At 68.4% G+C, this 24894-nt stretch carries 25 protein-coding genes; 17 read left to right on the top strand and 8 right to left on the bottom strand.

All coding sequences use genetic code 11. From position 1 onward, the window contains the following. Nucleotides 1-264: 264 nt before the first annotated feature. The 9 genes from ileS (at nucleotide 265) to BAY61_RS23365 (ending at nucleotide 10255) form a co-directional block, all read left to right on the top strand. Nucleotides 265-3441, top strand: coding sequence for an isoleucine--tRNA ligase (gene ileS / locus BAY61_RS23405; RefSeq protein WP_091807808.1), 3177 nt, complete (start codon nucleotides 265-267; stop codon nucleotides 3439-3441). Nucleotides 3442-3521: 80 nt separating this feature from the next. Continuing rightward, nucleotides 3522-3812, top strand: a complete 291-nt coding sequence (locus tag BAY61_RS23400) for a hypothetical protein (RefSeq protein ID WP_091807806.1) — start codon at nucleotides 3522-3524, stop codon at nucleotides 3810-3812. Further along, nucleotides 3805-5265, top strand: coding sequence for a sensor histidine kinase (locus tag BAY61_RS23395; protein WP_211323611.1), 1461 nt, complete (start codon nucleotides 3805-3807; stop codon nucleotides 5263-5265). Before BAY61_RS23400 ends, BAY61_RS23395 begins: the two co-directional genes overlap by 8 nt. After that, on the top strand, nucleotides 5262-5921 hold the full coding sequence (locus tag BAY61_RS23390) for a response regulator transcription factor (protein WP_091807802.1): 660 nt from the start codon (nucleotides 5262-5264) through the stop codon (nucleotides 5919-5921). The genes BAY61_RS23395 and BAY61_RS23390 overlap by 4 nt, the downstream gene beginning before the upstream one ends. A gap of 70 nt (nucleotides 5922-5991) precedes the next feature. Beyond that, nucleotides 5992-6306 (top strand): DUF167 domain-containing protein, encoded by a 315-nt coding sequence (locus BAY61_RS23385; RefSeq protein ID WP_420848839.1) that lies wholly within the window; start codon nucleotides 5992-5994, stop codon nucleotides 6304-6306. 22 nt (nucleotides 6307-6328) lie between these two features. Continuing rightward, complete coding sequence (locus BAY61_RS23380; protein ID WP_091807800.1) at nucleotides 6329-7807, top strand: potassium/proton antiporter; 1479 nt, start codon at nucleotides 6329-6331, stop codon at nucleotides 7805-7807. Between the two features lie 5 nt (nucleotides 7808-7812). Then, nucleotides 7813-8610: a hypothetical protein gene (locus tag BAY61_RS23375; RefSeq protein ID WP_091807798.1), complete on the top strand. Its 798-nt coding sequence runs from the start codon at nucleotides 7813-7815 to the stop codon at nucleotides 8608-8610. Next, nucleotides 8607-9332 (top strand): signal peptidase II, encoded by a 726-nt coding sequence (gene lspA, locus BAY61_RS23370; protein ID WP_091807797.1) that lies wholly within the window; start codon nucleotides 8607-8609, stop codon nucleotides 9330-9332. The genes BAY61_RS23375 and lspA overlap by 4 nt, the downstream gene beginning before the upstream one ends. Next, the gene (locus tag BAY61_RS23365) at nucleotides 9329-10255 is read left to right on the top strand and encodes an RluA family pseudouridine synthase (protein WP_091807795.1); all 927 of its coding nucleotides are present in this window, start codon (nucleotides 9329-9331) and stop codon (nucleotides 10253-10255) included. Before lspA ends, BAY61_RS23365 begins: the two co-directional genes overlap by 4 nt. Before the next feature lie 12 nt (nucleotides 10256-10267). On the opposite strand, the gene BAY61_RS23360 is transcribed toward BAY61_RS23365, so the two are convergent. Continuing rightward, entirely contained in the window at nucleotides 10268-11425 is a 1158-nt protein-coding gene (locus BAY61_RS23360) for an AsnC family protein (RefSeq protein WP_091807793.1), read from the bottom strand. A gap of 34 nt (nucleotides 11426-11459) precedes the next feature. On the opposite strand from BAY61_RS23360, the gene BAY61_RS23355 reads away from it, so the two are divergent. Further along, the gene (locus BAY61_RS23355; protein ID WP_091807791.1) at nucleotides 11460-13133 is read left to right on the top strand and encodes a DUF885 domain-containing protein; all 1674 of its coding nucleotides are present in this window, start codon (nucleotides 11460-11462) and stop codon (nucleotides 13131-13133) included. Here BAY61_RS23355 and BAY61_RS23350 read toward each other — a convergent pair. Beyond that, the gene (locus BAY61_RS23350) at nucleotides 13114-13815 is read right to left on the bottom strand and encodes a sortase domain-containing protein (protein ID WP_091807789.1); all 702 of its coding nucleotides are present in this window, start codon (nucleotides 13813-13815) and stop codon (nucleotides 13114-13116) included. The two genes, BAY61_RS23355 and BAY61_RS23350, sit on opposite strands and share 20 nt — an antisense overlap. Before the next feature lie 265 nt (nucleotides 13816-14080). Between BAY61_RS23350 and BAY61_RS23345 the strand changes: the two genes are divergently transcribed. Genes BAY61_RS23345 through BAY61_RS23335 form a run of 3 tightly spaced genes read left to right on the top strand, consistent with a single transcriptional unit; the run spans nucleotide 14081 to nucleotide 16065 of the window. Further along, nucleotides 14081-15055: a Ppx/GppA phosphatase family protein gene (locus BAY61_RS23345; RefSeq protein WP_245865365.1), complete on the top strand. Its 975-nt coding sequence runs from the start codon at nucleotides 14081-14083 to the stop codon at nucleotides 15053-15055. Nucleotides 15056-15061: 6 nt separating this feature from the next. Then, nucleotides 15062-15844, top strand: coding sequence for an Fpg/Nei family DNA glycosylase (locus BAY61_RS23340; RefSeq protein WP_091807785.1), 783 nt, complete (start codon nucleotides 15062-15064; stop codon nucleotides 15842-15844). A 32-nt stretch (nucleotides 15845-15876) separates the two neighbouring features. Then, entirely contained in the window at nucleotides 15877-16065 is a 189-nt protein-coding gene (locus tag BAY61_RS23335; RefSeq protein ID WP_091807783.1) for a hypothetical protein, read from the top strand. Here the strand turns inward: BAY61_RS23335 and BAY61_RS23330 are convergent. Together BAY61_RS23330 and BAY61_RS23325 are read right to left on the bottom strand one after the other, a co-directional pair. Then, nucleotides 16028-18424, bottom strand: a complete 2397-nt coding sequence (locus BAY61_RS23330) for a glycoside hydrolase family 65 protein (RefSeq protein ID WP_091807781.1) — start codon at nucleotides 18422-18424, stop codon at nucleotides 16028-16030. The genes BAY61_RS23335 and BAY61_RS23330 overlap by 38 nt on opposite strands. Then, nucleotides 18421-19164: a beta-phosphoglucomutase family hydrolase gene (locus BAY61_RS23325; protein ID WP_091807779.1), complete on the bottom strand. Its 744-nt coding sequence runs from the start codon at nucleotides 19162-19164 to the stop codon at nucleotides 18421-18423. The genes BAY61_RS23330 and BAY61_RS23325 overlap by 4 nt, the downstream gene beginning before the upstream one ends. Nucleotides 19165-19263: 99 nt before the next feature. Here BAY61_RS23325 and BAY61_RS23320 point away from each other — a divergent pair, with 99 nt between their 5' ends. Genes BAY61_RS23320 through BAY61_RS23305 form a run of 4 tightly spaced genes read left to right on the top strand, consistent with a single transcriptional unit; the run spans nucleotide 19264 to nucleotide 21789 of the window. Then, a complete protein-coding gene (locus BAY61_RS23320; protein WP_176879802.1) occupies nucleotides 19264-19953 on the top strand; it encodes an energy-coupling factor ABC transporter permease in 690 nt (229 codons plus the stop codon). Continuing rightward, nucleotides 19950-20312, top strand: a complete 363-nt coding sequence (locus BAY61_RS23315) for a PDGLE domain-containing protein (RefSeq protein WP_091807778.1) — start codon at nucleotides 19950-19952, stop codon at nucleotides 20310-20312. The genes BAY61_RS23320 and BAY61_RS23315 overlap by 4 nt, the downstream gene beginning before the upstream one ends. Continuing rightward, nucleotides 20309-21061 carry a cobalt ECF transporter T component CbiQ gene (gene cbiQ, locus BAY61_RS23310; protein WP_091807776.1) on the top strand — a complete coding sequence of 251 codons (753 nt, stop codon included), beginning with the start codon at nucleotides 20309-20311 and terminating at the stop codon, nucleotides 21059-21061. Before BAY61_RS23315 ends, cbiQ begins: the two co-directional genes overlap by 4 nt. Next, nucleotides 21058-21789 carry an energy-coupling factor ABC transporter ATP-binding protein gene (locus BAY61_RS23305; protein ID WP_091807773.1) on the top strand — a complete coding sequence of 244 codons (732 nt, stop codon included), beginning with the start codon at nucleotides 21058-21060 and terminating at the stop codon, nucleotides 21787-21789. Before cbiQ ends, BAY61_RS23305 begins: the two co-directional genes overlap by 4 nt. On the opposite strand, the gene BAY61_RS23300 is transcribed toward BAY61_RS23305, so the two are convergent. The 4 genes from BAY61_RS23300 to BAY61_RS23285 are packed head-to-tail and all read right to left on the bottom strand — an operon-like array spanning nucleotide 21739 to nucleotide 24880. Continuing rightward, the gene (locus tag BAY61_RS23300; RefSeq protein ID WP_091807772.1) at nucleotides 21739-22305 is read right to left on the bottom strand and encodes a hydrogenase maturation protease; all 567 of its coding nucleotides are present in this window, start codon (nucleotides 22303-22305) and stop codon (nucleotides 21739-21741) included. The two genes, BAY61_RS23305 and BAY61_RS23300, sit on opposite strands and share 51 nt — an antisense overlap. 55 nt (nucleotides 22306-22360) lie before the next feature. Beyond that, a complete protein-coding gene (locus BAY61_RS23295; RefSeq protein WP_091807770.1) occupies nucleotides 22361-22714 on the bottom strand; it encodes an ArsR/SmtB family transcription factor in 354 nt (117 codons plus the stop codon). A gap of 25 nt (nucleotides 22715-22739) precedes the next feature. Beyond that, nucleotides 22740-24080: a cryptochrome/photolyase family protein gene (locus BAY61_RS23290; protein ID WP_091807768.1), complete on the bottom strand. Its 1341-nt coding sequence runs from the start codon at nucleotides 24078-24080 to the stop codon at nucleotides 22740-22742. Continuing rightward, the gene (locus tag BAY61_RS23285; protein WP_091807766.1) at nucleotides 24077-24880 is read right to left on the bottom strand and encodes a PIG-L family deacetylase; all 804 of its coding nucleotides are present in this window, start codon (nucleotides 24878-24880) and stop codon (nucleotides 24077-24079) included. The genes BAY61_RS23290 and BAY61_RS23285 overlap by 4 nt, the downstream gene beginning before the upstream one ends. Between the last annotated feature and the right edge of the window lie 14 nt (nucleotides 24881-24894).

Here is a 24894-nt window from a genome sequence, read left to right as displayed (position 1 = left end):
TCGCGAACTCGGTTGCCGCGACCGGCTAATCTGAGTGCACAAGCGTGGATCCGGCCATCACCGGGGAGCTTCCGGAAGAACGGGCGAAGGCCTCAGTAGAACCGGACGGCAGCGGCCCGTCACAGCCGTCGAAACGAGAGGCCGGCACCGGCTGCCGGCAAACGGGGTGGTACCGCGGAACGGGCGTCGAAGGGCGCCGTCTCGTCCCCGTGTGGGCTCGCAGAGCCCGTACGAGAGCACGAACACCGCGAGGAGCGCACCCGGATGTACCCCAAGGCTTCCTTCGGCGGGCAGCCCGCCGATCAGGTTCCCTCCCAGCCGTCTTTCCCCGAGCTGGAAAAGGACGTCCTGGCCTACTGGGAGGCCGACCGCACCTTCATCGCGACGGTCGAGGCGCGGGAAGCGGGCAAGGACGGCGACAACGAGTACGTCTTCTACGACGGGCCGCCCTTCGCCAACGGCCTTCCGCACTACGGCCACCTGCTGACCGGTTACGTCAAGGACATCGTCCCGCGCTACCAGACCATGCGCGGCAAGCGCGTCGAGCGGCGGTTCGGCTGGGACACCCACGGCTTGCCTGCCGAGCTGGAGGCGGAGCGGCAGCTCGGCATCACGGACAAGTCCCAGATCGACGAGATGGGCATCGCCGCGTTCAACGAGGCATGCAGGGACTCGGTGCTGCGCTACACCAAGGAATGGCAGGAGTACGTGACCCGGCAGGCTCGCTGGGTCGACTTCGACAACGACTACAAGACGCTCGACGTCACCTACATGGAGTCGGTGATCTGGGCGTTCAAGCAGTTGTGGGACAAGGGACTCGTCTACGAGGGCTACCGGGTGCTGCCCTACTGCTGGCGGGACGAGACGCCGTTGTCCAATCACGAACTGCGGATGGACGACGACGTCTACCAGAGCAGGCAGGACCCCGCCGTCACGATCGGCTACCGCGTCGAGGGCAACGATTCCGATCTCGACGGTGCCTACCTGCTCATCTGGACAACCACGCCGTGGACGGTGCCGTCGAACATGGCCACGGCCGTGCATCCCGACGTCGACTACGTGGTCGTCGAATCGAGCGGCAACCGGTTCGTGCTCGCCGAGGCGCGGCTGGCCGCCTACGCGAAGGAACTCGGCGAGGAGCCGGTCGTCGCAAGCCGCTACAAGGGCAGCGGCTTGCTCGGCACCCGCTACGCGCCGCCGTTCCCGTACTTCGTCGGTCGCGACAACGCCCATCAGGTGCTCGCCGCCGACTATGTGACCACCGACGACGGTACGGGCATCGTGCACATCGCCCCCGCCTACGGTGAGGAGGACAAGGTCGTCACCGACGCGGCGGGGATCGCACCGGTGACCCCCGTGGACGCGAAGGGACGCTTCGACGCGCAGGTTCCCGACTACGAGGGCCAGAACGTCTTCGATGCCAACCCGAACATCATCAGGGACCTCAAGAACGGCACGGGATCGGCGGGCAGCCAGGGCGCGATCCTGCTGCGGCACGAGACCTACGAGCACTCCTACCCGCATTGCTGGCGGTGCAGGAACCCGCTCATCTACCGCGCGGTGTCCTCGTGGTTCGTCGCGGTCACCGAGTTCAAGGACCGCATGGTCGAGCTGAACCAGCAGATCACCTGGTACCCGGAGCACATCAAGGACGGGCAGTTCGGCAAGTGGCTGGAGAACGCGAGGGACTGGTCGATCTCGCGCAACCGCTACTGGGGCTCGCCGATCCCGGTGTGGCAGTCGGACGACCCCGCCTACCCGCGCACCGACGTCTACGGCTCGCTCGACGACCTTGAGCGTGACTTCGGGGTACGGCCGACGGACCTGCACCGGCCCTTCGTGGACGAATTGACCAGGCCGAACCCCGACGACCCGACGGGCGCGTCCACGATGCGCAGGGTGCCCGAGGTGCTCGACGTGTGGTTCGACTCGGGATCCATGCCGTATGCCCAGGTGCACTATCCGTTCGAGAACGCCGAATGGTTCGAGCACCACTACCCCGGCGACTTCATCGTCGAGTACATCGGGCAGACGAGGGGCTGGTTCTACACCCTGCACGTGCTGGCGACCGCGTTGTTCGACCGGCCATCGTTCCGGACCTGCGTCTCGCACGGGATCGTGCTGGGCTCCGACGGGCAGAAGATGTCGAAGTCGCTGCGCAACTACCCGGACGTCACCGAGGTGTTCGACAGGGACGGCTCCGACGCCATGCGGTGGTATCTCATGGCGAGCCCGATCCTGCGCGGCGGAAACCTCGTCGTCACGGAACGGGGCATCAGGGACGCGGTGCGACAGGCGGTGCTCCCGCTGTGGAACTCGTACTACTTCCTCGCCCTTTACGCGGGAGCGGAGCGGGTCGAGGGCAGGGTCAGGACGGACTCGGAGCACGTACTCGACCGCTACGTGCTCGCCAAGACGCACGAGCTGGTCACCGACGTCGGCTACGCGCTCGACAACTACGACGTCGCGGGCGCGTGTGCCACCGTCAGGGACTATCTCGAAGTACTGACCAACTGGTACGTGCGCAGGTCGCGGGACCGGTTCTGGGCGGGTGAGCGGGACGCGATCGACACTCTGCACACGGTCCTTGAGGTGGTGTGCAGGGTGAGCGCCCCGTTGCTTCCGCTGACGACGGAGGCGGTGTGGCGTGGCCTGACGGGCGGGCGCTCTGTTCATCTCGCCGACTGGCCGCTCGTCGACGAGCTTCCTGCCGACGCCGCGCTCGTGACCGTCATGGACAGGGTTCGCCAGGTGTGCTCGTCGGCGCTGGCCCTGCGGAAGGCGAACAAGCTGCGGGTGCGGCTTCCTCTGGCGACACTGCTCGTTGCGGCTGCCGACGCGGAGAAGCTGCGGCCGTTCGCCGACATCATCCGCGACGAGGTCAACGTCAAGTCGGTCGAGCTGACCACCGACGTCGCCGCACACGGTGGTTTCGAGGTCGTCGTCAACGCGCGCGCGGCAGGCCCCCGGCTCGGCAAGGACGTGCAGCGGGTCATCAAGGCCGTCAAGGCGGGCGAGTGGAGCGTGTCGCCGGAGGGCGCGGTCGTGGCGGCCGGCATCGAACTGCTCGACGCCGAGTACGAGCGCAAGCTGGTCGCCAAGGACTCCGGCGCGGCGGCGGAACTGCCGGCCGGTTCGGGGCTCGTGCTGCTCGACACCGAGGTCACGGACGAACTCGCGGCCGAAGGTGTCGTCCGCGACCTCGTCAGGGTCGTTCAGCAGGCAAGGCGTGAGGCCCGGCTGGACGTCGCCGACCGGATCGCGCTCACCGTCGACGCGCCGGAGGCGGTCGTGGCGGCGGCGCGGGTGCACGAGAAGTTCCTCGCCGCGGAGACACTTGCCACGTCGGTGAGCTACGACGTGGCGGAGAACGGTTTCGCAGGCACCGTCGGCGACGGTGTCACCGTCTCGGTCACCGTCGCGGTGGCCGCGGGTACCTGACGTGACCGGATGGGCCCAAGATGAGTTTTCTTTCATCTTGGGCTCATCCAGGCTTCGGCCGCGTTTGGCATGGTTGTCCTATGAGTCGCACACCGCGGATTTTCGCGTTGGTCGCGGTGCTCGCCCTGCCGATCGCCGCCATCGTGGCGACCCTGCTGCTGGCCGATCCACGCCCGCCGCAGGTGCCGCCTCTCGTCCGGATCGGCGAATCGGCGACCCTGACGCCGTCGCCCGCCCCGCAGCCGGGCACGCAGTCGCCCTCGGCGGACCCGCCCAGCCGTTCGCAGCTCCCACCGCCACCGCCCGTCGACGATGATGACGACGACGATGACGATGACGACCTCTTCGACGACGACGTCTTCGATGACTGATCGCGCGCGGAAAGGCGGCCCGAAGAAGGGCCGAGGCACCAGGGTGCCGGCCAGGGTACGGATCATGGGCTGGCTGCTGCTCGTCATGACCTCGGGGCTGGCGACCGTGGTGCTGCTCGTGGCCAACTTCGAGTACCGGGCGATCGACGGCAGGATCAACAGCGGGCTCAGCCAGGACGCCGAGGAGTTCCGGCGATTCGCCAGCCTCGGCCTCGACCCGGTGACCAGCCAGCCGGTGACCGATCCGCGTGAGCTGTTCGAGCGGCATCTCGCCACCCAGTACACCGATGGCGGCGAGCTGATGCTCGGGGTGACCGAGCGGCAGAACCGGACGCTGGACACGCTCGCGCAGGGCGACGACTCGCTGCCGCGCGGCAGCCTGGACGACGCCTTGCTGCGGCGGATCGTCGATCAGCCGGACAACACGGGTACCGTGACGACCCCGGCGGGGGAGCTGCGCTGGCTGCGGGTCGACGTGCTGCCCGCGCAGGGATCGAACCAGGAGAACGCCTGGTTCGTCGCGGGCTACTTCCTCGAAACCGTCAGGGCCGACGCGAACGCGACGGTACGCACACTCGTGATCATCAGCGGTATCGCGCTCGTGCTCGCCGCCGGGGTCTCGTGGGTGGTCGCGGGGCAGATCCTCGCCCCCGTCAACACGGTGCGCAGGGCGGCTGCCGCGCTCACCGAGAACGACCTCACGCACCGGATCCCCGTCGACGGCAGAGACGACATCGCGGCGCTGGCGATGCAGTTCAACGCCATGCTCGACCGGCTGGAGAGTGCCTTCGCGACGAGGAGGCAGTTCCTCGACGACGCCGGTCACGAGCTGCGGACGCCCATCACGATCATCAGGGGGCACCTTGAGGTGATGGGTGACGATCCGGCCGAGCGCGCCGAGGTGGTGCGGCTGTGCACCGACGAATTGGACCGCATGGCGAGGATCGTGGACGACCTGCTGTTGCTCGCGAAGGCGGAGCAGCCGGACTTCCTGCGGCCCGGCCTGACCTCGATTCCCGAGCTGACCAGCGACATCGATGCCAAGACAAGGGCCATCGCGTCCCGGAACTGGGTGCTGGAGTCGATCGGAGAGGGGGACCTGTGGCTCGACGAGCAACGGGTGACCCAGGCGGTGTTGCAGCTCGCGCAGAACGCCGTCCAGCACACCGCCGAAGGCGACACGATCTCCGTCGGCTCTTCGGTCTACGGTTCGACCGTGTCGTTCTGGGTGACCGACACCGGACCAGGAATCCCCCCGGCCGAACAGCCGCTGATCTTCAACCGGTTCGTGCGTGGCGAGTCGCCGAGCCGTAACGGCGCGGGCGCGGGTCTCGGCCTCGCCATCGTCAAAGCCATCGCCGAAGCGCATCACGGTTCGGTCAGGCTCCTCTCGGAGCAGGGCAAGGGCTCGACCTTCGGCATCGAACTACCAGCGAGGGGGCCGCAGCGGTGAGCCGCATTCTGATCGCGGAGGACGAACAGCGGATCGCGTCGTTCGTGGAAAAAGGACTGCGTGCCAACGGTTTCGTCACCCAGGTCGTCTCCGACGGCGACGCCGCGCTCGCCGAGGCCGTCGCGGGGCAGTTCGATCTGGTCGTGCTCGATCTGGGGCTTCCCAAACGCGACGGTTTCGCCGTGTTGCAGGCGATGCGCAAGGCGAGAGTCACCACGCCGGTGATCATCCTGACGGCGCGGGACTCCGTGCACGACACGGTCGCGGGGCTCGAAGGCGGGGCCGACGACTACATGACGAAACCGTTCCGGTTCGAGGAACTGCTGGCGAGGGTGCGGTTGCGGTTGCGGCCTGCCGACCGGACCCCTGAGGTGACCGTGCTGCGCAACGGGCCGCTGTCGCTGGATCTGCGCACCCGCAGGGCGGAAACACCCGATGGGGTGGTCGATCTGACCGCGAGGGAATTCGCGCTGCTCGAACTGTTCCTCAGGCACCCTGGACAGGTCCTCGCCCGCGAGCAGATTCTTTCCCACGTGTGGGGCTACGACTTCGACCCCGGTTCCAACGTCGTCGACGTCTACGTGCGGACGTTGCGCCGCAAACTCGGTTCGGACCTCATCGTGACCGTGCGCGGAATGGGTTACCGGCTCGGCTGAGTCCCGGCGTCCACAGTGGATCACAAACCCTCGGTTTCTCCTCGGGATCCTCGCGGTTTACCGTTGCCGCATGGCTGGGTTGCGGTTCGCGGTGAGGGTCAAGCCGGGCGCGAAGCGGGAAGCGGTGGGGGGCCAGTGGTCCGGTTCCCTCGGCGACGCGCTGATCGTCGCCGTGCCGGCGCCCGCCGTCGACGGCAAGGCCAATGAAGCGCTGTGCAAGGCGCTCGCCGCCGCGTTCGGGGTGCGCGCTCGCGATGTCGTCGTGGTCAGGGGACAGCGTTCTCGCGATAAGGTCGTCGAATTGCGGGACCCGCCGCCCGACGGTTCGCGACGGTTGACCGCACTGCTGCGATCTATTGTGGAAAACCCACGACAGCGCGAGTGAGTGGCCGTTGAGCGGAGGCGGCATGGAGTCGTTGCCGATCGTGCTCGGCATCGCTGCCGTCGTGTTGCTCGCCGCCGCGCTCGCGGTCAGGGTATCCAGCAGGCTCGGTCTTCCCTCACTGCTGCTCTACCTCGGCATCGGGGTACTGATCGGCGAGACGGGTTTCGCCGTCCAGTTCGAGAACGCCGAACTGACCCAGAGTCTCGGCCTTGCCGCGCTCGTGGTGATTCTCACCGAGGGCGGACTCACCACGAGGTGGGCCGATGTCCGGCCCGGAATCGGTCCGGGAATCGCACTGTCCACAGTAGCCGTCGGGGTCACGGTCGCCGTCACGGGTTTCGCGCTGCACTGGTTGCTCGGTCTCGAATGGCGCGTCGCGTTGTTGTGGGGTGCCGTGCTCGCCTCGACCGACGCGGCCGCCGTGTTCTCGGTGTTGCGCGGAAGCGGGATCAGCAAACGGTTGCGCGGCATGCTCGAACTGGAGTCGGGGCTCAACGACGCGCCGACCTACATCGCCGTGGTGCTGATCGTCAGCGGGACGACGATGGACTGGTCCGTTCCGTTCTTCGTCGCCTACGAGCTGGTCGCAGGCGCGCTCATCGGTCTCCTGCTCGGTTTCGCCGGGGCGGAGGCGCTTCGCCGCGCCGCACTGCCGGCGACAGGGCTCTATCCGCTCGCGACGGTCGCGGTGTGCCTGGCCGCCTATTCCACGGCGCAATTCGCGATCGCCTCCGGCTTGCTGGCGACGTACACGGCGGCGCTCGTGCTGGGAAACTCGCGGCTTCCGCACCGCTCGGACACGTTGTCCTTCGCGGAAGGGCTCGGCTGGATCTCCCAGATCGGGCTTTTCGTGTTGCTCGGCATGTTCGCCTCGCCGGAGCGGTTGCTTCCTGCCCTGGTTCCGGGGCTTGTCGCGGGCGCCGTCGTGTTGCTCGTCGCCCGGCCGCTTGCCGTGTTCCTGTGCACGGTGCCGTTCCGGGTTCCGTGGCGGGAACAGATTTTCCTTTCCTTGGCCGGGCTGCGGGGTGCCATGCCGATCGTGCTCGCCACGATTCCGCTCGCGGCCGGGGTCGAGGGCGCTTCGCTGCTCCTCGACACGGTTTTCGTACTCGTCATCGTGTTCACCGTGGTTCAGGCCGCGTTGCTCGGCCCGCTCGCGAAGGTGTTGCGGTTGAGCGAAGCGGGGCAGCCGAAGGAGATCGAGGTGGACGCCGCGCCACTCGACGAACTCGGCGCCGTGCTGTTGCAGGTCACGATCGGCAGCGGGTCCCGCTTGCACGGCGTGTACCTCGCGGAGTTGCGGTTGCCCTCCGGCGCGGCGGTGAGTCTCGTCGTTCGCGACGGCGCCGGGTTCACCCCACTGGAATCGACGCGCTTGCAGGAGAAGGATCAGCTTCTCGTCGTCGCGACCCAGAGGTCGCAGGCCAAAGCCGAACGGCGGTTGCGTGCCGTGGACAGGGCGGGGCCGCTCGCGAGATGGAAGGGCGAATTGGGAGACTGACGGCCATGCGCGCCGACCGTTACGATTTCTGGTTTCCTCTCGCGCTACTGGGGTTCGTCCTGCTCGGTCTCGCCGCGACGGTGAGCACGACGACGCGGGACTTCGGCTGGTTCGCCTACGCTCCCGAGGGCGGTGCGCTCGAACCGCGCGCCGCGACGGGCGGAGGTGTCGCGCGGGCGGAACTGCGGGCGGTGAGCTTCGATGCCGGGGCGCCTTTCGCGGGGACCTGGATCGTCATCGCGGGCTTGGTCAGTATCTTCCTCGTCGTCGTCGCGTGGTACGCGGCGAGGGCGAGGCGGGAGGGCACGCCGCTGGGCTCGCGCCGGATCACCGTTCTCGTGCTCGCCGGTTCCGCCGAGATCGGGCTCGGCTATGTCGTGTTGCGAGAGCTCGGTGAGGCGTTGGACAAGAGCCCGTTCGCGGCCGCGCTCGCCCTGCCGTTGTTGTTGCTTGCCGGGTGCGCGGGAGCAGGTGCCTGTTTCCTGCGCGGAGTGTGGCGGAGCGTCGTGCTGGTGATCGGTGGTGTGCTGCTGGCGGTGCTCGCCACGGCCGTGCTCGCGCCGCACACCGAGGACGGTCCGATGCTGCTTGTGCTCGCGTCGGGCCTGTTGACGCTGGCGTGGTTGCATCGAAGCGTGTTGCTGGCGTCGCTCACGGTGTTGTTCCTGCTGTCGGGAGCCACGGCGAACATCGCCGAGCCGGAGCATTTCGTGTTTCCGGCGGGGGTGCTGCTCGCCGGCGCGATCGCCGCACTGGTGCTGCGTGGAGGGCGGGAGGCGCCGCCGTGGACAATGGGTACGTGAGCACGGAGCAGGAACCGCGGTCCTCGGCGGGCGGCGCGACGAAGCAACCCGGATTGCCGAAACGGCGGATCGGCCTGCTTTTCGCCGTCGCGATATTCGCATACGCCATCGATCTGACCTCCAAGATCATCGCCACCGCGACGCTGGAGGGCGAGTCGCCGATCCGGATTCTGGGCGGCGCGGTCTACCTACAGCTCGTCCGCAATCCCTACGCGGCGTTCGGGATGGACTTCGGCGGTACCTGGATACTCGCGATCGTCGCGATGATCGTCGTCGGCGTGATCATCTGGTTCTCCAGAAAACTGCGGTCGGCAGGCTGGGCCGTCGGTCTCGGCCTCGTGCTCGCCGGGGCGCTCGGCAACCTCACCGACCGGATCTTCCGCGCGCCCGGCGCCCTGCACGGGCACGTCGTTGATTACATTTCCGTTTTCCAGCCCAATGGTGATTTCTTTCCCGTTTTCAATGCCGCCGATTCGGCCATCAGCATCGGGGCGGTGCTGATCGTGCTGCTTTCCCTGCTCGGGAGGGACTACGACGGCTCGACGAACGCGAGCAGGAAAGCCGCCGAAGCGGCCGAGGCCGAAGCCGAAGCAGCCGAGAAGGTGGCCGACGACGAGCCCGGTAGGCCAGCCAATGAAGGCAAGGACGGTCAGACCGCTGACGACGAGAGTGCACCCGGACCGGTGGAACCGAAGCGGCGAACCGAAGGGGAGTCCTCGTGAGCGCGCGCATGCTGCCGGTGCCGGACGGGCTTGACGGCATGCGTGTCGACGCGGGGCTGGCGAAGCTGCTCGGATTGTCCCGCACGGTCGTCGCCGAGCTGGCCGCGAGCGGCGACGTGCTGCTCGACGGCAAGCAGGCGGGCAAGTCGGACCGGCTGGTCGCCGGTGGCCTGCTTGAGGTGACGCTGCCCGAACCGGACGCTCCCATCGAGGTCGTCGCCGAGGTGGTAGAAGGGCTGCGCGTGATCCACGACGATGACGACATCGTGGTGGTCGACAAACCGGTCGGCGTGGCCGTGCACCCGAGTCCGGGCTGGTCGGGGCCGACGGTCGTCGGTGGGCTCGCCGCGATGGGCTACCGGATCTCCACTTCCGGCGCGGCCGAGCGGCAAGGCGTCGTGCACCGGCTCGACGCGGGCACGACCGGGGTCATGGTGGTGGCCAAGAGCGAGCACGCCTACACGGTGCTCAAGCGGGCCTTCAAGGAACGAACCGTCGACAAGGGCTACCACGCGCTGGTGCAAGGGCACCCCGATCCCATCAAGGGCACGATCGACGCGCCGATCGACCGGCATCCTCGCCACGACTACCGCTTCGCGGTCATCGCCGGCGGCAGGCCGTCGGTGACGCATTACGAGGTCGTCGAGGCGTTCAGGGCGGCCTCCCTCGTCGACATCAAGCTGGAGACCGGCCGGACCCACCAGATCAGGGTCCACTTCTCCGCGCTGCGGCACCCCTGTGTCGGTGACCTGACCTACGGCGCCGACCCCGCGCTCGCTCGCAGACTGGGCCTGGCCAGGCAGTGGCTGCACGCTCGCACACTCGGCTTCGCGCATCCCGCCGACGGCCGCATGGTCGAGTTCACCAGCGACTATCCCGCCGACCTCGCCGCCGCGCTCGAAACCCTGCGCGCCGAATCCTGACCTGCCCGATTCTCAGTCCTCGATCGACCACGACAGCGATCGTTCGTCCGGCTCAGGGCGAGGACTCCAGCGGACCGAGGCGATCCGGGTGGCCTCGGGCAGCACGTACACCGTGTGCCCACCCGTGGTTTCCTTCGGCCTGACCCCGATCTTGTGGGGAGGGCGGGAGGTCAGCGACACGGGCGCCTTGCCGACGGTTTCGCCGTCGACGGTGATGAGTTCGAGGTAATTGTCGGGCAGCGAGGCGAACGGGGTCGAGCCCCTGTTGGTGATCTCGGTGTGCACGACGATGGCCCGTTCGCCGTCTTCGAGCCGGTAGCCCGCCGCGCCGAACAGGTAGTCGGCGGGGTCCTGGATCTCAAGTAGCTGGATGGTCAGTTCCTCGCCTTCGAGGCCCTGCGTCTCCAGCGCGTCGCCCGCACGGCCCTTTCGGCTCGCCGGTGGCTCACCGCCGCTCACGGTGTCGGGCGGCTGATCGCCGCGCGCCCACAGCGCGCTCTGCGGAGGACCCCATGTCGTCATCACCGGATCGAGCGGCGGTGGTGGTTGCTGTGCGGGTGCCGGGTGCCGGGGTGGTTGTTGCGGCGCCTGTGCTGGTGCCGCCTGTGCCTGCCTGCCCGGACCACTGGGGAACTGGCCCTGCTGGGGCCGCTGCTGCCCGGGGTAGGGCTGCCGGAGTTGCTGGGGGTGCTGTGCCTGGCCCGGAGCGGGTTGACCGAGATGGGGCGGGTACTGACCGGAGGGGAGCCCGTGTGCTGGATAGGCGCCACTGGGCACCCCGTGCACCGGATAGGCGCCGCTCGGAGCACCGTGCACGGGATAGGCGCCGCTCGGAGCGCCGTGCACGGGATAGGCGCCGCTCGGGGCGCCGTGGACCGGGTAGCCGCCGCTCGGCGTGCCGTGGACGGGGAACTGTCCTCCCTGCTGCGGCTGAGCCTGCTGGGGCTGCTGGGGCTGTGCCGGAGGGCCGGCGATCGCGGCGCGCAGCCCGTTCGGATCGCTCTCGACGCCGACGAGCAACGGCAGCCCGTTCGCGGAGAGATTCACCAGCCGGTAGGCGACGTCCCTCGGGTCCATGCCCACCTTGGCGGCGACCTCGTGGACCGCCGCCTTGCCGAGCTCCGCGAGTACGGAGAGCAGGCGAGCGTCGACAGGATCGGTCACAGCCACGGGAACGAGCCTAGTCGGCCAGTATGCTGCGGCCATGACCGCTGTCGCCGCGCTCGCCGACGAGTACGTCGAGCTGCTCTTTGACATCGATCCGCTTTCGCCGGCCGTGCTCGGTCTCGACCCGCTGCGCACCGGCCTCGGGCAGGTGAGTGAGGACGCGGAGCGCGAGCACCGCGCGGCGTTCGAACGCATACTCGCCCGCGCCAAGGCCATCGAAAGCCAGGGGCTCGGCGACCAGGAGCGGGTCACGCGCGACGTGCTGATCAGCGCGGCACAGGGCCACATCGATCAGTACGACACCCGGAGCGTCGAGTTCACGATCAGCGATCTCTTCATCTCGCCTGCCGCGAACCTGCTGACCATCGTGCCGATGATCTCGGTCGCCGACTCGGCACAGGGCGAAGCGCATCTCGAACGGCTGGCCGCGATTCCGGAATATCTGCGTGAGGTCCTCGGTCGGCACAGGGCCGGTGTCGCGGCGGGGCGGCTGCCGGTCGCTCACCTCGTGCGCGCCGCCGTGAGCTTCATCGACAGGTATCTCGCCGACCCCGGCAACGATCCGCTGTTGCGGCAGCAGGCGCCGGATGCCTCCTTCGCCGAGCGAAGGACAAGGCTGCTCGCCGACGTCGTGCATCCCGCCTATGCCGAGTACCGGGACGCGCTCGCCAACGAGATCGCACCGCACGGGAGGCCGGAGGAGCGGCCGGGCGTGTGCCACCTGCCGGACGGCGAGCGGGTCTACGCGGCGCTGGCCCGCGTGCACACGACAACCGATCGCGACCCCGAGGACCTGCACGCCACCGGTCTCGAACTGATCGAGCAGCTCGCGGACGAGTACGCGGTACTCGGCGAGAAGGTGTTCGGCACGCGGGAACTGCCGGAGATCTTCCACCGGCTGCGTACCGATCCCGCATTGCGATGGGGCAGCGCGGAGGAGCTGCTCGACACCGCGCGGTCCGCGATCACGAGGGCGGAGCGGGCGGCGCCGGACTGGTTCGGCACGATTCCCCCGCAACCGTGGGTCGTCGAGCCGATCCCCTCGGCCGAGGCGCCGGGAGCACCGGCCGCTTACTACCTCCTTCCCTCGACCGACGGTTCGCGGCCTGGTACCTACTTCGCCAACACCTACGAGGTCACGGAGCGGTTCCGGCACGCGGCAGAGGTGACCGCTTTCCATGAGGCGATTCCCGGGCACCACTTCCAGCTCAGCGCCGCGCTGAACCTCACCGAGTTGCCGTTGCTGCGCAGGCTCGGCGGGTTCAACGCCTACGCGGAGGGCTGGGGGCTCTACTCGGAACGCCTCGCCCACGAGATGGGGCTCTATTCCGACGACATCGCCCTGCTCGGAATGCTGAGCATGGACTCGATGCGCGCCGGAAGGCTCGTGGTCGACACGGGCCTGCATGCGAAGGGCTGGAGCAGGCAGCAGGCCATCGACTTCCTCCGGAATGCGACCCCGATGCCCGACGTGGAGATCGTCGCCGAGGTCGACCGCTACATCGGCTACCCGGGCCAGGCGCTGTCCTACATGGTGGGCAGGCTGGAGATCCAGCGGTTGCGGGCCGAGGCTCGGCGGAGGCTCGGTCCCGAGTTCGACATCAAGGCTTTCCACGACCTCGTTCTCGGCGGCGGCGCGTTGCCGTTGTCGGTGCTCGGCGACGTCGTCGGCGACTGGGTCGAACGGGTGGCTACAGCGACTGCCCGGTGACCGAGGTCAGCCTCGCGAACGCCAGCACGGCCTCCTTGTCGGCCGAGGTGGAGTCGTCGAACTCGCCGGAGGTCGTCAGCAGCCGCAGCTCGGGGTAGGAGGTGTAGCGGGTGGCGACGGCGAGACCGGAGTCGGCTGGCAGGCGATCGACCCGGTAGACGGTGAAGACGGCGCCCGTACCGTCGGCCCTGTTGACGGTGATCGTGTCGCCGGGGCGCAGGTCGCCGAGCCGGTGGAACACGCCCCGTTCGTAGGCGAAATCGTCGTGCCCCGTGACGACGGCTGCACCGCGCTCACCTGGCGTGACCGTCTCGCCGAGCCAGCCCGCCGAGTGCGCGGTACCGGGAACCTCGGTGACACCGCTCGGCGTGCGGCCGAGTTCGATGAGGGCCCCTGTCGTCAGCCCGAGCGAGGGGATGGCCATCCTGCCCGGCAGCGCGCGTGGCAACGGAGCGTGGGCCCGGGGCACCGGGCCGGTCAGCGACTTGCGCACGCTGTCGTTTCCGGTTCCCGCGCTTCCGGTCCCCGCCTGCGAAGGTCCGCTGGCCAGCCCGGTCACGTCGTCCCCTCGCGAGATCAGCGACGTACCGGTCACGACGGCGACCAGCGTGACGATGACGCCCGCGACCGCGATCCCGAGCCTCCCCGCCTCCGGCCTGCGTGTGCGACTGGTCACAGCCATCGGCGGTCGCCGCCTGTGCGGCGCCGACCGTGAATTCCGCTCATCACTCGTCCCCTCCACCCGTCGGCCCTGTTCCGGCCTGCCTCCGGGGCTCTTCCCTCGACGAAGTTCTGATGCTTGCTGATCGCCGCGAGCACGATATGTTGTTACGTCGAGGACCGACACACGGTTAAATGTCACTCATCTGGGTTATACAGTCGTTATTCGCCGCGTGCCGTGGGAAGAGTTGAGCCCAGCGGCAGACGTGGAGGTTTCGGTGGTAAGCGTGGCAAGCGCCAACAGTGTGACAAGCAGAGCCGCGACGGTCGGTGTGCTGGACGTCGGGTGTTTCAGCGCCCGGCTACTGGTCGTACGACAGGGCGGTTCGCTACTCGACCCTGTCTTCAGTCACAAGACCCGGCTGCGACTCGACAGGACGCTCGACGCGTCGGGCAAGCTCGGCGGTGAAGGCGTCGACGCGATCGTCGAAGCCGTCGACACGGCAGGCGGGCTCATCCGCGAACTCGGCGTCACCAAGGTCTTCCCACTGGCCACCTCGTCGATCAGGGACGCGCGCAACGCGAGTCAGGTCGTCAAACGCGTCCGCAAGGAAACGGGCGTCGAACTGCGTTTCCTTTCCGGCAAGCGGGAGGCGGAACTGTCCTATCTCGCCGCGAGGAGATGGTACGGCGCCTCGGCGGGCCCGCTCGCGGTACTCGACATCGGTGGCGGGACGGTGGAACTCGCCGCCGGGCACGGTGAGCATGCCTCGTTCGCGCGCTCGTTGCGGCTCGGCGCGAGGGAGATGACCCGTACCTGGCTCAACACTGACATTCCCTCAGAACAGCGGATCGCCGCGCTGAGGGAACACGCGCTGGAGCGGGTCGGCGGCGCGCTGGACGACGCGGCGCCCCGGCTGAGGGGTTTTCGCACCGTCGGCTGCTCGAAGGTGCTGCGCCAGCTCGCGAGGCTCGCCGGTGCGCGGCCGAACAGGGAGGGCGCGGCCAAGGACCTGCGGGTGGAGGATCTGCGTAAGTGGATTCCCCGGCTCGCCATGCTTCCCGTGTCGAGGCGTGCGGAACTTCCCGGCATTTCCCGGTCGCGATCGAGGCAGGCGCTCGCCGGAGCCGTTGTCGCCGAGGCCCTGCTGACGGTTTTCGGTGGCTCCGCGGTGATCTGTCCATGGTCGACGACTCACGGCTTGTTGTTGTCGTTGCAGGATTCTCCCGAGCGGTACTGGCCTTCTCTTTCGGTCGCGTGATCCGTCATGCCGGAACTGCCTGATGTGGAAGGTTTTCGGCGGGTGCTCGCCGAGCACGCGAAGGGTGCCACGATCAGGAAGGTCGACGTGCTCGACCGCCAGGTGCTGCACGGTACCGACGCGACGGGCCTGCGCGAAGCCTTGAGCGGCAACCGGTTCGCCGAACCTCGGCGGCACGGGAAGTGGTTGATCGCCGGAATCGACGGTGACCGGCAAACCCTGCTGTTTCATTTCGGCATGACCGGCGAGCTCGTGTGGACCGAACACGACGCGCCCGCGCACCGCTACGACCGTGTGGTGTTCGGCTTCGACTCGGGGGAACTGCGTTACCGCGACCTGCGCAAGCTCAAGGGCTTGTGGCTGGAGCGGGAGCCACGGGACCACGGGGAACTGGCCGGACTCGGGCCGGACGCGTGCCTGCTCTCTCGCGACGAGCTGGGCAAGCTGCTGTCCCGCTCGCGCGGCGGGGTGAAGGCGACGCTGACCGATCAGGCGGTCGTCGCGGGACTCGGCAACCTGCTTGGCGACGAGATCCTGTGGCGGGCGAGGCTCCATCCTCGCGAGCGTGCCGACCGGCTCGGCAGAGGCGACGTCACGCGGGTGCACGCGGCGATGGTTTCGGTACTGCGTCAGGGAATTCGAGTCGGCAGGGTGCCGCCGAGGCCGTCCTGGCTCACCGGGCACAGGAACGAGCCGTCGGGGCATTGCCCGCGTTGCGGTACGGTGCTCAGCCACGCCAGGATCGGTGGAAGGGCCACCGTGTGGTGCCCGCGCTGCCAGCCGGTGTGACAACCGGCCCGTACAGGAGTAGAGGTCGGGATATGCGTAAGCACGAGCGAGACTCCGACGAGCAGACCGGCCCGTTGTCGCCCGACGTGCCCGCTCCGCCGGGACACGGAATGCCCGGCGGCAGCGACGACGTACCGGAGCCCCCGAACAAGGACGAGATCGAGGTCAACCCCGGCGAGGATGTCAATCCGGACGCCGGTGCGACCGAGCCACCGGATTAGCGCGGGGAACATAGCCCGCCCTGCGGATGGGTGCCCTTCCCGCGGGCTGACTCGGCCGTTCGGCTGGCGGAATCTCCGGGATGGACAGGATCGCCGGTTCGGTCGCCAGCGTCACCGGCTCGTCGTAGTGCGCGATGGTGATGGGTTCGCCTCTGATCAACCGGTAACCCGCCTTGTCCTGCTCGACGTCGACGGCGAATTGGGAACCCTTGAAGCACAGGTGAAACGTGATGCGGCGGAGCGCGGACGGCAGCCGGGGCCGGAAGGTGAGTTGTCCTCCGTGGTCGCGCATCCCGCCGAAACCGGCGACGGTGGCGAGCCAGGCACCGGCTAGCGAGGCCATGTGCAACCCGTTGCGCACGTTGTTGTGCAGGTCGTGCAGATCGGTAAGGGCGGCTTCGGCGAGGTAGTCGTAGGCGAGTTCGAGGTGCCCGCACTCCGCGGCGAGCACGGCCTGTGTGCCCGCCGACAGGGAGGAATCCCGCACGGTGAGCTGTTCGTAGTACGTGAAATTGCGGTGTTTCTGTTCCAGTGAGAACGCGTCGCCCCTCAGGTGCATGGCGAGCACGAGGTCGGCCTGTTTGACCACCTGTTTGCGGTAGAGGTCGAAGTAGGGGTAGTTGAGCAGCAGCGGGTAGTTGTCCTCTGGTGTTCCCTCGAAGTCCCACCGGTCGTGCTCGGTGAACTTTTCCGACTGCGGATGGACTTCCAGCAGGCTGTCGTAGGGGATGCGGATGGTACGGGCGGCTTCCCGCCACGCCCCGATCTCCGCAGGGGTGACTCCGAACGCGGCGGCGACGTCGGGGTAGCGGTCGCAGGAAGCCGCCGCCTCCCTGAGATTTCGTTGCGCCATCAGGTTTGTGTAGACGTTGTTGTCGACGACGGCCGAATACTCGTCGGGACCGGTGACGCCGTCGATCCGGAACCCGCCGTGCGGGTCGTGATGGCCGAGCGACATCCACAGCCGCGCCGTCTCCAGCAGCAGTTCGGTGCCGTGGTCGCGTTCGAATTCCTCGTCGCCGGTCGCCGCGAGGTAGCGCGCGACCGCGTCGGCGATGTCGGCGTTGACGTGGAAGGCCGCCGTACCGGCAGGCCAGTACGCCGAACATTCGGCGCCGTTGATGGAGCGCCACGGAAAAGCGGCGCCACGGAGCCCGAGCTGTTCCGCCCTTTCCTTCGCTTTGTCCACTGTGGTGTGTCGCCAGCGCAGCGCGTCGCGTGCCGCGTCGGGCAAGGTGTAGGTCAGTACGGGAAGGACGAACGACTCGGTGTCCCAGAAGGCGTGCCCGTCGTAGCCGGGGCCGGTCAAGCCCTTGCCGGGGATGGCCCTGCTCTCCCCGCGTGCTCCCGCTTGCAGTACGTGGAACAACGCGAACCGGATGGCCTGCTGTAGTTCGGGGTCGCCCTCGATCTCGACGTCGGCGGCGGCCCAGAAGTCGTCGAGGAAGCTGCGCTGCTCGGCGACCAGCCCCGACCAGCCGGTCTGTAGTGCCCCGGCGAGCGCGGCCTCGACCTGGGCCCGCAGCGCGGGAATGGAGCGCTGCGCCGACCAGCCGTAGCCGAGAAACTTGGTAAGCGTGATCTTCTGGCCCTTCGGCACGTCGACCGCGATCGTCAGCCGCGCGAGATCGGTCTCGGTGCTGATGTCGGTACGCAATCCGTCATTGGTCTCGACCTGATGGTCCATCGCGGCGGCGATGCGCAGTCCCGAGCGTTTCGTGCGGTGCACCAGTACGGCGCGGTAGCCTTCCGCCGTCGCGAACTCGCTTTCCAGCGGTGCTTCCAGCGCGGCGGCCACCCTGGGATCGCCCGTGTCGGGTTCGATGGGTTCGTTGGCGAGCAGGTCGGACTGGATGACGAGCTGCACCTCGCCGTCGAGCGGTTCGACCTGGTAGCGGATGGCCGCGACCGCGCGCTGGGTGAAGGAGACGAGCCGCTCGGTGCTGACGCGAACCCGCCGTCCCGTCGGCGACGTCCAATCCGTTTCCCTGCGCAGAGTTCCGGAGCGGAAATCGAGCACCCTGTGGTGTTCCGTCGCGTGCCCGTAACGCATGTCGAGCGGTTCGTCCTCGACAAGCAGCCGGATGACCTTGCCGTCGGTGACGTTGACGACCGTCTGACCTGCCTCGGGGTAGCCGTAACCCGCCTCGGCGTAGGGCAGGCCGTGCTCCTCGTAGAAACCGTTGAGATAGGTGCCGGGTAGTCCCCTCGGCTCGGCGTCCTCCAGCGTTCCCCGCATGCCGATGTGCCCGTTGGACAACGCGAACGTCGATTCGGTGCGCTGCAATTGGTCGACGGCGAGTCCCTGCCAGCGCAGTTCCCACGGCGAGCATTCGTAGCCGCGTTCGAGCCCGGTCATGCCTGCACCTCCAGCAGTTCGGCGAGGTCGGTCACGACGACGTCCGCACCGTGTTCGCGCAACGCCCTCGCCTGGTGTGCCCTGTCGACGCCGACGACGAAACCGAAGCGGCCCGCCCTGCCGGCCTCGACCCCGGCGAGCGCGTCCTCGAACACGGCTGCGCGCTCCGGTGGAACGCCGAGCCGGGCGGCGCCTGCGAGAAAGGAGTCCGGTGCCGGTTTGCCCGTGAGGTGTTGCTCGCTGATGACGTTGCCGTCGACGAGTGCCGTCGCGAACCGGCTGAGGTCCGCGGCGTCGAGCACGCCGCGCGCGTTGGCCGACGAGGTGACGACCGCGATCGCGACCCCCGCCTCCGCCGCGGCTTCCAGGTAGCGCACCGAACCGGGATAGGGAGTCACCCCTTCCTCGGTGATGAGGCGTAGCACGAGTTCATTCTTGTGGTTGCCGATGCCGTGCACCGTGCCGTCGGCGAGTGAATCGCCGGGGGCTCCTTCGGGCACGTCGATGTCACGTGACGCGAGAAAGCCGCGCACACCGTCGAGCCGGGGTCTGCCGTCCACATAGGCCACGTAGTCCTGTTCGCGAAACGGCTCGAACGTGCTGCCTGTTCGCTGGGCTCTTTCGCGCAGGAACGCGTCGAATGTCCGGGTCCACGCTCGCAGATGCTGTGCCGCCGTGCTGGTCAGGACCCCGTCGAGGTCGAAAAGGCACGCGGTGATCCCCTCGGGCAGCCCGATCATGTCGCTCACGCTAGCGGTGGTTTTCCGGCGTCGCCATGTCTAACATCTGAGCGGTTGAAAAGCTGATCAGGTAACCGACCGCGCTCGCGGAGGGTGCTCATGACCACGCTCGCCATGCACGCCAGCGACGGTGTGCTCGACGCTCCGGCTTCGCTGCTCTTCGGCGCCGTCGCCGCGGTGGGACTGACCGGCGCCGCGATCAGGGCCCGCAGGGAACTCGACGAGCGCACGGTCCCGCTCGCCGGACTGGTCGCCGCCTTCGTCTTCGCCGTCCAGATGATCAACTTTCCGGTGCTGCCAGGGGTCAGCGGGCACCTGCTCGGCGGTGCGCTCGCCGCGATACTCGTCGGTCCGGCCACCGGTGCGTTGTGCGTGAGCATCGTGCTCGTCGTGCAGGCGTTGCTGTTCGCCGACGGCGGGCTCACCGCGCTCGGCGTCAACATCACCAACATGGCGCTGATCGGGACGGCCGCGGGCTACGCCGTCGCCGTCGCGCTTCGCCGCGTCGCGATGCGCTCGCGTGGCGGGCTCGCCGCCGTTTCGTTCGTCGCCGCGCTCGTGAACACGGTGTTCGCGGCGGCGGGATTCGTCGTGGAGTACGCGATCGGCGGGCAGGGCGCGGTGTCACTCGGTGGTTTCGCTGCCGCCCTGCTCGGTGTCCACGTCCTGATCGGCATCGGGGAGGGGCTCATCACCGGGGTCACGGTGGGCGCCGTCGCCTCGGTCCGGCCCGATCTCGTGTACGTCCTCCGGGCGAGAAGGGAGCAACGAGAGGGAGTGATCCCGTGAGTACCACACGCGCGAAAGGCGCCTGGTTCTTCGTCGGTTTCGCGCTCGTGGCACTGGTGATCGCCGGTGCGCTCTCCTACGCGGCCGACGGTGATCCCGACGGACTCGACTCGGTGACCCAGCGGGGCTGCACCGAGGTCGCCGGTGAACTGCGTGGTTCGTGTCCGGCCCAGCACGCCACCGAGCACGGGCTCGCGGGCTCTCCGCTCGCCGACTACACGGTCGGCGGCAACGACGCGCTGACCGGAATCGCGGGTGTGGCCGGAGTGCTGGCGACCCTCGCGCTCGCCTACGGGTTGTTCCGCCTGCTGCGCGGGAGGGCTTCCTCCGGCGAGGACGGCCAGCGGAAGAGCCCATGAACAGCGTGCTGTACCGGCACGGCGACTCGGCCGTGCACAGGGCACGACCCGAAATCAAGATCGTCGCCGCTTTCCTCGCGGTGCTGTGCGTCGTGGCCACGCCGCGAACCGCGTTCTGGGCCTTCGGCGTCGACGCCCTCGTGCTGCTGATCGTGTGGACGGTGGCGACGGTGCCGTTGGGCTGGTTCGCGCGCAGGGCGCTCATCGAGCTTCCGTTCGTGGTGCTCGCGTTGCTGTTGCCGTTCACCGGTGGCGGCGAGCGAGTCGCGGTACTCGGAATCCCGCTTTCCGTCGACGGCCTGCTCGCGGGCTGGAACATCGTCGTGAAAGGGACGCTGGGAGTGCTGATCTCGCTGACGCTGGCCGCGACCACCCACCCTCGCGACCTCATCGTCGGTCTTCAGCGGCTGCGGGTCCCGGTACTGCTCACCACGATCGCGAGCCTGATGTTGCGCTATGTCGAGGTCATCGCGGCCGAGGCGAGGAGAATGCGGCAGGCTCGGCTGTGCAGGGGACACGATCCCCGTTTCCTGTGGCAGGCCGGTGCGACCGCTCGGGGAATGGGCACGTTGTTTCTGCGCAGTTTCGAGCGCGGCGAACGGGTGCACCTCGCCATGCTGGCTCGCGGGTGGACCGGAACCATGCCGATGCCGCCTGCCGCTCGTGCTGGCGGATCGAGCTGGCTCGCCGGGTTGACTCCCGCGCTCGTGATGGCAGCTGCCGGAGGGTGTGCATTGTGGACGGTATGACACCCGCCTTGCTGGTGAAGGACGTTTCGTTCGGGTACCCGGACGGCAGACGCGCGCTCGCGGGCATCGATCTGCGGGTCGAGCACGGTGAGCGTGTCGCGCTGCTCGGCCCGAACGGAGCCGGCAAGAGCACGCTGGTATTGCACCTCAACGGGGTGCTCGGCGGAGGGGAAGGACTGATCGAGGTCGCCGGTCTCGGGGTGACCAAGCGCAACCTCAGGGAGATCCGGCGAAGGGTGGGTGTCGTCTTCCAGGATCCCGACGACCAGCTGTTCATGCCGACCGTCGCCGAGGACGTCGCGTTCGGGCCCCGCAACTTCGGTGTCCCGGAACCGGAAGTCGCGGGCAAGGTCGCCGCCGCGCTCGCCGCCGTCGCCATGACCGAACACGCCGAACGGTCTCCGCTGCACCTTTCCGGAGGTCAGCGGCGCAGGGTCGCGCTGGCAACCGTACTCGCGTGCGACCCCGACATCCTCGTGCTCGACGAACCGTCCGCGAACCTGGAACCCGTCGCGCGAAGGGAACTGGCCGAACTGCTGCTCACGCTGAATCGCGCGATGCTTATGGTCAGCCACGATCTGCCGTTCGCACTGCAACTCTGCCCGCGCGGCGTGCTCATCGACGAGGGGAAAGTGGTCGCGGACGGTCCGACGGCCGACCTGCTCGGCGACACCGCGCTACTGGCCGCGCACCGGCTCGAACTGCCGTGGGGCTTCCGGATCGACTAGGTCGTCCGGTGTCGTGAGCAGCCGGGTCACCGAGATCTCCGGATCGTTGCCCCACACCAGATCGGTGACGATCCGCAGCGCGTCCTCGGCGGCACCGGCCGCCTCCCTGCTCAACCCGACGCCCGTTGTCTTGACCGGCTCGCAGCAGACGACGAGCACCCTTCCCGCGTCACCGCCGAGGAGCTGAAGCAGCCGCAGCGCCCCCTCCGGCCGGATTCCGTGTGAGGCGAGCAGGGCCGGTACCCCGTCGGGATGATCGCCGAGCTCGACCTCCAGCACACAGAGGCTGCCTCCCTGCCGTCCACGCGGTGTGGCGTCGACGAGGATGGTCGTGTCGTAACCGCCGACCAGGTCGCCGTCGATGCGTCCGTGTCCGGCGCCGCCGACCCCGTAGTCGGCGATCTGTACCCAATCGGGAAGTGCTTCCCCTTCGAGGCGCTGTACCACCTCGACGCCGAAGCCATCATCACCGAGCGCGACATTGCCCACACCAGCGACCAGAACCCGTGGCCTCATCGCTCCACGGTAGAACCACGGTGAACCCGGCACAACGCGAACGCCGCGGCCCTTGTCATTCCGGGACCGGGTGTGGCCGCACGTGGTGGATCAACTCGTGCATCGTGGCGTCGGTCAGCCGGTAGTACACGACCCGGCCGTTGCGGTGCGCGCTCACCAGACCGTGTGCTCTCAGCAGTCGCAGCGCCTGTGAGACGGCCGTGTCGCTCATGCCGACGGCCGAGGCGAGATCGGAGACGCAGATTTCGCCCGCGTAGTGGATGCATACGAGCAGACTGAGCCGCGAGGGATCGGCGATGACGGAGAACCGGTCGGCCCACCGCGACACGCTTTCCCTGTCACCAAGCCCTTTCACGGCCGCCTCGACCCGCTCGGGATCGATGAGCCTGCGTGGCGGATCGGTCGGCATCCGCCCATGATTCCACCCTCGGCGGTCAGATACCGCGAGCCTCGCGGAACCTGGCGGCGCCCGAGGGGAGGTCCACCATCGGCGGCGGGTAGTCGAGTCCGGCACGTTGTTCGGCAGGCAACCGCCACGGTTCGTGCACGGCGGCCCCGGCGACACCGGCGAGTTCGGGAACGTAGCGCCGCACGTAATCGCCGTCCGGGTCGTAGCGCAGCGCCTGCCGCAGCGGGTTGAGCACGCGGTTGGGCCTGCTGTCCGTTCCCGTTCCCGCGACCCACTGCCAATTGAGCTGGTTGTTGGCGACGTCGGCGTCGACGAGCAGGTCGGTGAAGTGGCGCGCGCCGAGCCGCCAGTCGAGGTACAGCGTCTTGCACAGGAAACTGCCGACGATGAGCCGAGCCCTGTTGTGCATCCAGCCTTCGCGCAGTAACTGCCGCATTCCCGCGTCGACGATGGGGTAGCCGGTGCGGCCTTCCCGCCAGGCCCGCAGGTCTTTCGCCGACCGCCGCCAGCGGTCGTGTTTGGTCCGGTAGTCGTGCAGAGCGGCGGCCGGGTTGGCCGCGAGCACCTGGTGGTGGAAGTCGCGCCAGGCGACCTGGCGCACGAAGTCGGTGCTCTTCGCTGTCTTGCTCACTAGCTCCGTCGGCGAGAGCGAGCCGAAGTGCAGGTGCGGCGACAGCCGGGAGGTTCCGTCGGCGGCGAGGTCGTCGTGCAGCGCGGGATAGTCGCCGACGTCGGCGAGCCAGGACCGCAGCAGCCGTCTCGCCTCGCGCTCGCCGCCCTGGGGCAGTTCCGGTGCGATCTCGCCGGTGGCGATGTCCGGTCTTCCCGGCAGCTCACCGGTGTCCACATCGGGCAGCCGCAGCGAGGACGGCGCGCGCAGTACCTTGCGTTTCGGCGCCTCAAGCCACCTGCGGAAGTAGGGCGTGAACACGGCGAAGTGGTCCTTGCCTGCCGGGCTCACCGCCGCGGGAGGCACCACGGTGATCGTCGCGTCGTGCACGAACAACGCGCGGGGCGCCAGCGCTTTCCTGAGCGCGGCTTCCCTTCGCGCCGCGTAACCGCTCACGTCGGCGGCGACGTGGATCTCGTCCGCGTCCAGTTCCCCGGCGAGGCGGCACACCTCGGCGGCGACATGGCCTCTCCTGATCACCAGCGCGGCGCCCCGCTCCCGCAGGCCGTGATCGAGGTCGGCGAGACAGTCGGCGAGAAAAGCCGCCCTGTTCGGCCGGTTGAAGGCGCCCGAGGTGATCCCGGTGTCCAGCACGAAGAGCGGGACGACCCGCTGTGCTGCCCTGGCCGCCGCGTGCAGTACCGGGTTGTCGTGCACTCTGAGGTCGCGGGTGAACAGCGCGATCGCGACGCTCACGATGTCGGCAACCCGGCCATCAGGTCGGTTTCGGTGATGCCGGGGCCCTGCCCCGAGCGGATGAACCACTCGGTGCCGAACGCGTAGGCGAATGCCTCGTCAGGCAGCGAAAGGAAGAACGAGTCCTCGCTGATCTGACTCGCGTGCGCCCGCATCGCCTTCCGTTTCGCGGCGAGGTGCGCGGTCACGTCGACGGCCGAGGTGATCTCCGATTCCGGCTTCCCGAAACCGGGATCGTTCTCGATGTCGGGAAGGTCGGTCTCGGCTCCGCCCGCCGCTGCGGTGGCCAGCGCCCTTCCCCTCGCCATGTGGTCGCGGTTGATCGTGTTCTGGTAGACCCTCGGGGTTCCGGCGAGTTCGGCGGCCCGCATGCCGACCCTGTGCACCTGGATGTGGTCGGGATGGCCGTAGCCGCCATTGTCGTCGTAGCAGGTCAGTACGTCAGCGGATTCCTCGCGGAGAATCGCGGCGAGCTTGCCGGCCGCTTCCTCGACCGACGCGGTCCAGAACGAGCCGGGAGCCTCGTTGGCCGGGGTGCCCATCATGCCGCTGTCGACGTAGCCGAGGAATTCGACGCGTGACGCGCCGAGAATGTCGGCGGCCGCCGTCGTCTCGGCGACCCTGCGTTGCCACAGCGGCTCGTCCTCGGCGAGGAAACCGTCGGGTACCTCGCCGTGTTCGCCACGGGTCGCCACGACGAGCACCACGCGGTGACCTTGTTCGTATGCCATGCGCATGACCCCGCCGCAGGCGATGCACTCGTCGTCGGGATGGGCGTGAAACGTCACCATGGTCGCCATGCCGACGACCCTAC

Source organism: Prauserella marina, from assembly GCF_002240355.1.
In the GTDB taxonomy this organism is placed as follows: Bacteria; Actinomycetota; Actinomycetes; order Mycobacteriales; family Pseudonocardiaceae; genus Prauserella_A; species Prauserella_A marina.
Note: the sequence above shows the minus strand (reverse complement) of the source record. Positions and strands in the feature narration are given on the sequence as shown.

Coding starts and splice junctions, on each gene's coding strand:
- cbiQ (WP_091807776.1), top strand. CDS start 20,309: ATGAACAGCGTGCTGTACCGGCACGGCGACTCGGCCGTGCACAGGGCA.
- BAY61_RS23285 (WP_091807766.1), bottom strand. CDS start 24,880: ATGGCGACCATGGTGACGTTTCACGCCCATCCCGACGACGAGTGCATC.
- BAY61_RS23375 (WP_091807798.1), top strand. CDS start 7,813: ATGCGCGCCGACCGTTACGATTTCTGGTTTCCTCTCGCGCTACTGGGG.
- BAY61_RS23380 (WP_091807800.1), top strand. CDS start 6,329: ATGGAGTCGTTGCCGATCGTGCTCGGCATCGCTGCCGTCGTGTTGCTC.
- BAY61_RS23350 (WP_091807789.1), bottom strand. CDS start 13,815: ATGGCTGTGACCAGTCGCACACGCAGGCCGGAGGCGGGGAGGCTCGGG.
- BAY61_RS23300 (WP_091807772.1), bottom strand. CDS start 22,305: ATGAGGCCACGGGTTCTGGTCGCTGGTGTGGGCAATGTCGCGCTCGGT.
- BAY61_RS23340 (WP_091807785.1), top strand. CDS start 15,062: ATGCCGGAACTGCCTGATGTGGAAGGTTTTCGGCGGGTGCTCGCCGAG.
- ileS (WP_091807808.1), top strand. CDS start 265: ATGTACCCCAAGGCTTCCTTCGGCGGGCAGCCCGCCGATCAGGTTCCC.
- BAY61_RS23325 (WP_091807779.1), bottom strand. CDS start 19,164: ATGATCGGGCTGCCCGAGGGGATCACCGCGTGCCTTTTCGACCTCGAC.
- BAY61_RS23320 (WP_176879802.1), top strand. CDS start 19,264: ATGACCACGCTCGCCATGCACGCCAGCGACGGTGTGCTCGACGCTCCG.
- BAY61_RS23355 (WP_091807791.1), top strand. CDS start 11,460: ATGACCGCTGTCGCCGCGCTCGCCGACGAGTACGTCGAGCTGCTCTTT.
- BAY61_RS23305 (WP_091807773.1), top strand. CDS start 21,058: ATGACACCCGCCTTGCTGGTGAAGGACGTTTCGTTCGGGTACCCGGAC.
- BAY61_RS23385 (WP_420848839.1), top strand. CDS start 5,992: ATGGCTGGGTTGCGGTTCGCGGTGAGGGTCAAGCCGGGCGCGAAGCGG.
- BAY61_RS23335 (WP_091807783.1), top strand. CDS start 15,877: ATGCGTAAGCACGAGCGAGACTCCGACGAGCAGACCGGCCCGTTGTCG.
- BAY61_RS23400 (WP_091807806.1), top strand. CDS start 3,522: ATGAGTCGCACACCGCGGATTTTCGCGTTGGTCGCGGTGCTCGCCCTG.
- BAY61_RS23295 (WP_091807770.1), bottom strand. CDS start 22,714: ATGCCGACCGATCCGCCACGCAGGCTCATCGATCCCGAGCGGGTCGAG.
- BAY61_RS23395 (WP_211323611.1), top strand. CDS start 3,805: ATGACTGATCGCGCGCGGAAAGGCGGCCCGAAGAAGGGCCGAGGCACC.
- BAY61_RS23330 (WP_091807781.1), bottom strand. CDS start 18,424: ATGACCGGGCTCGAACGCGGCTACGAATGCTCGCCGTGGGAACTGCGC.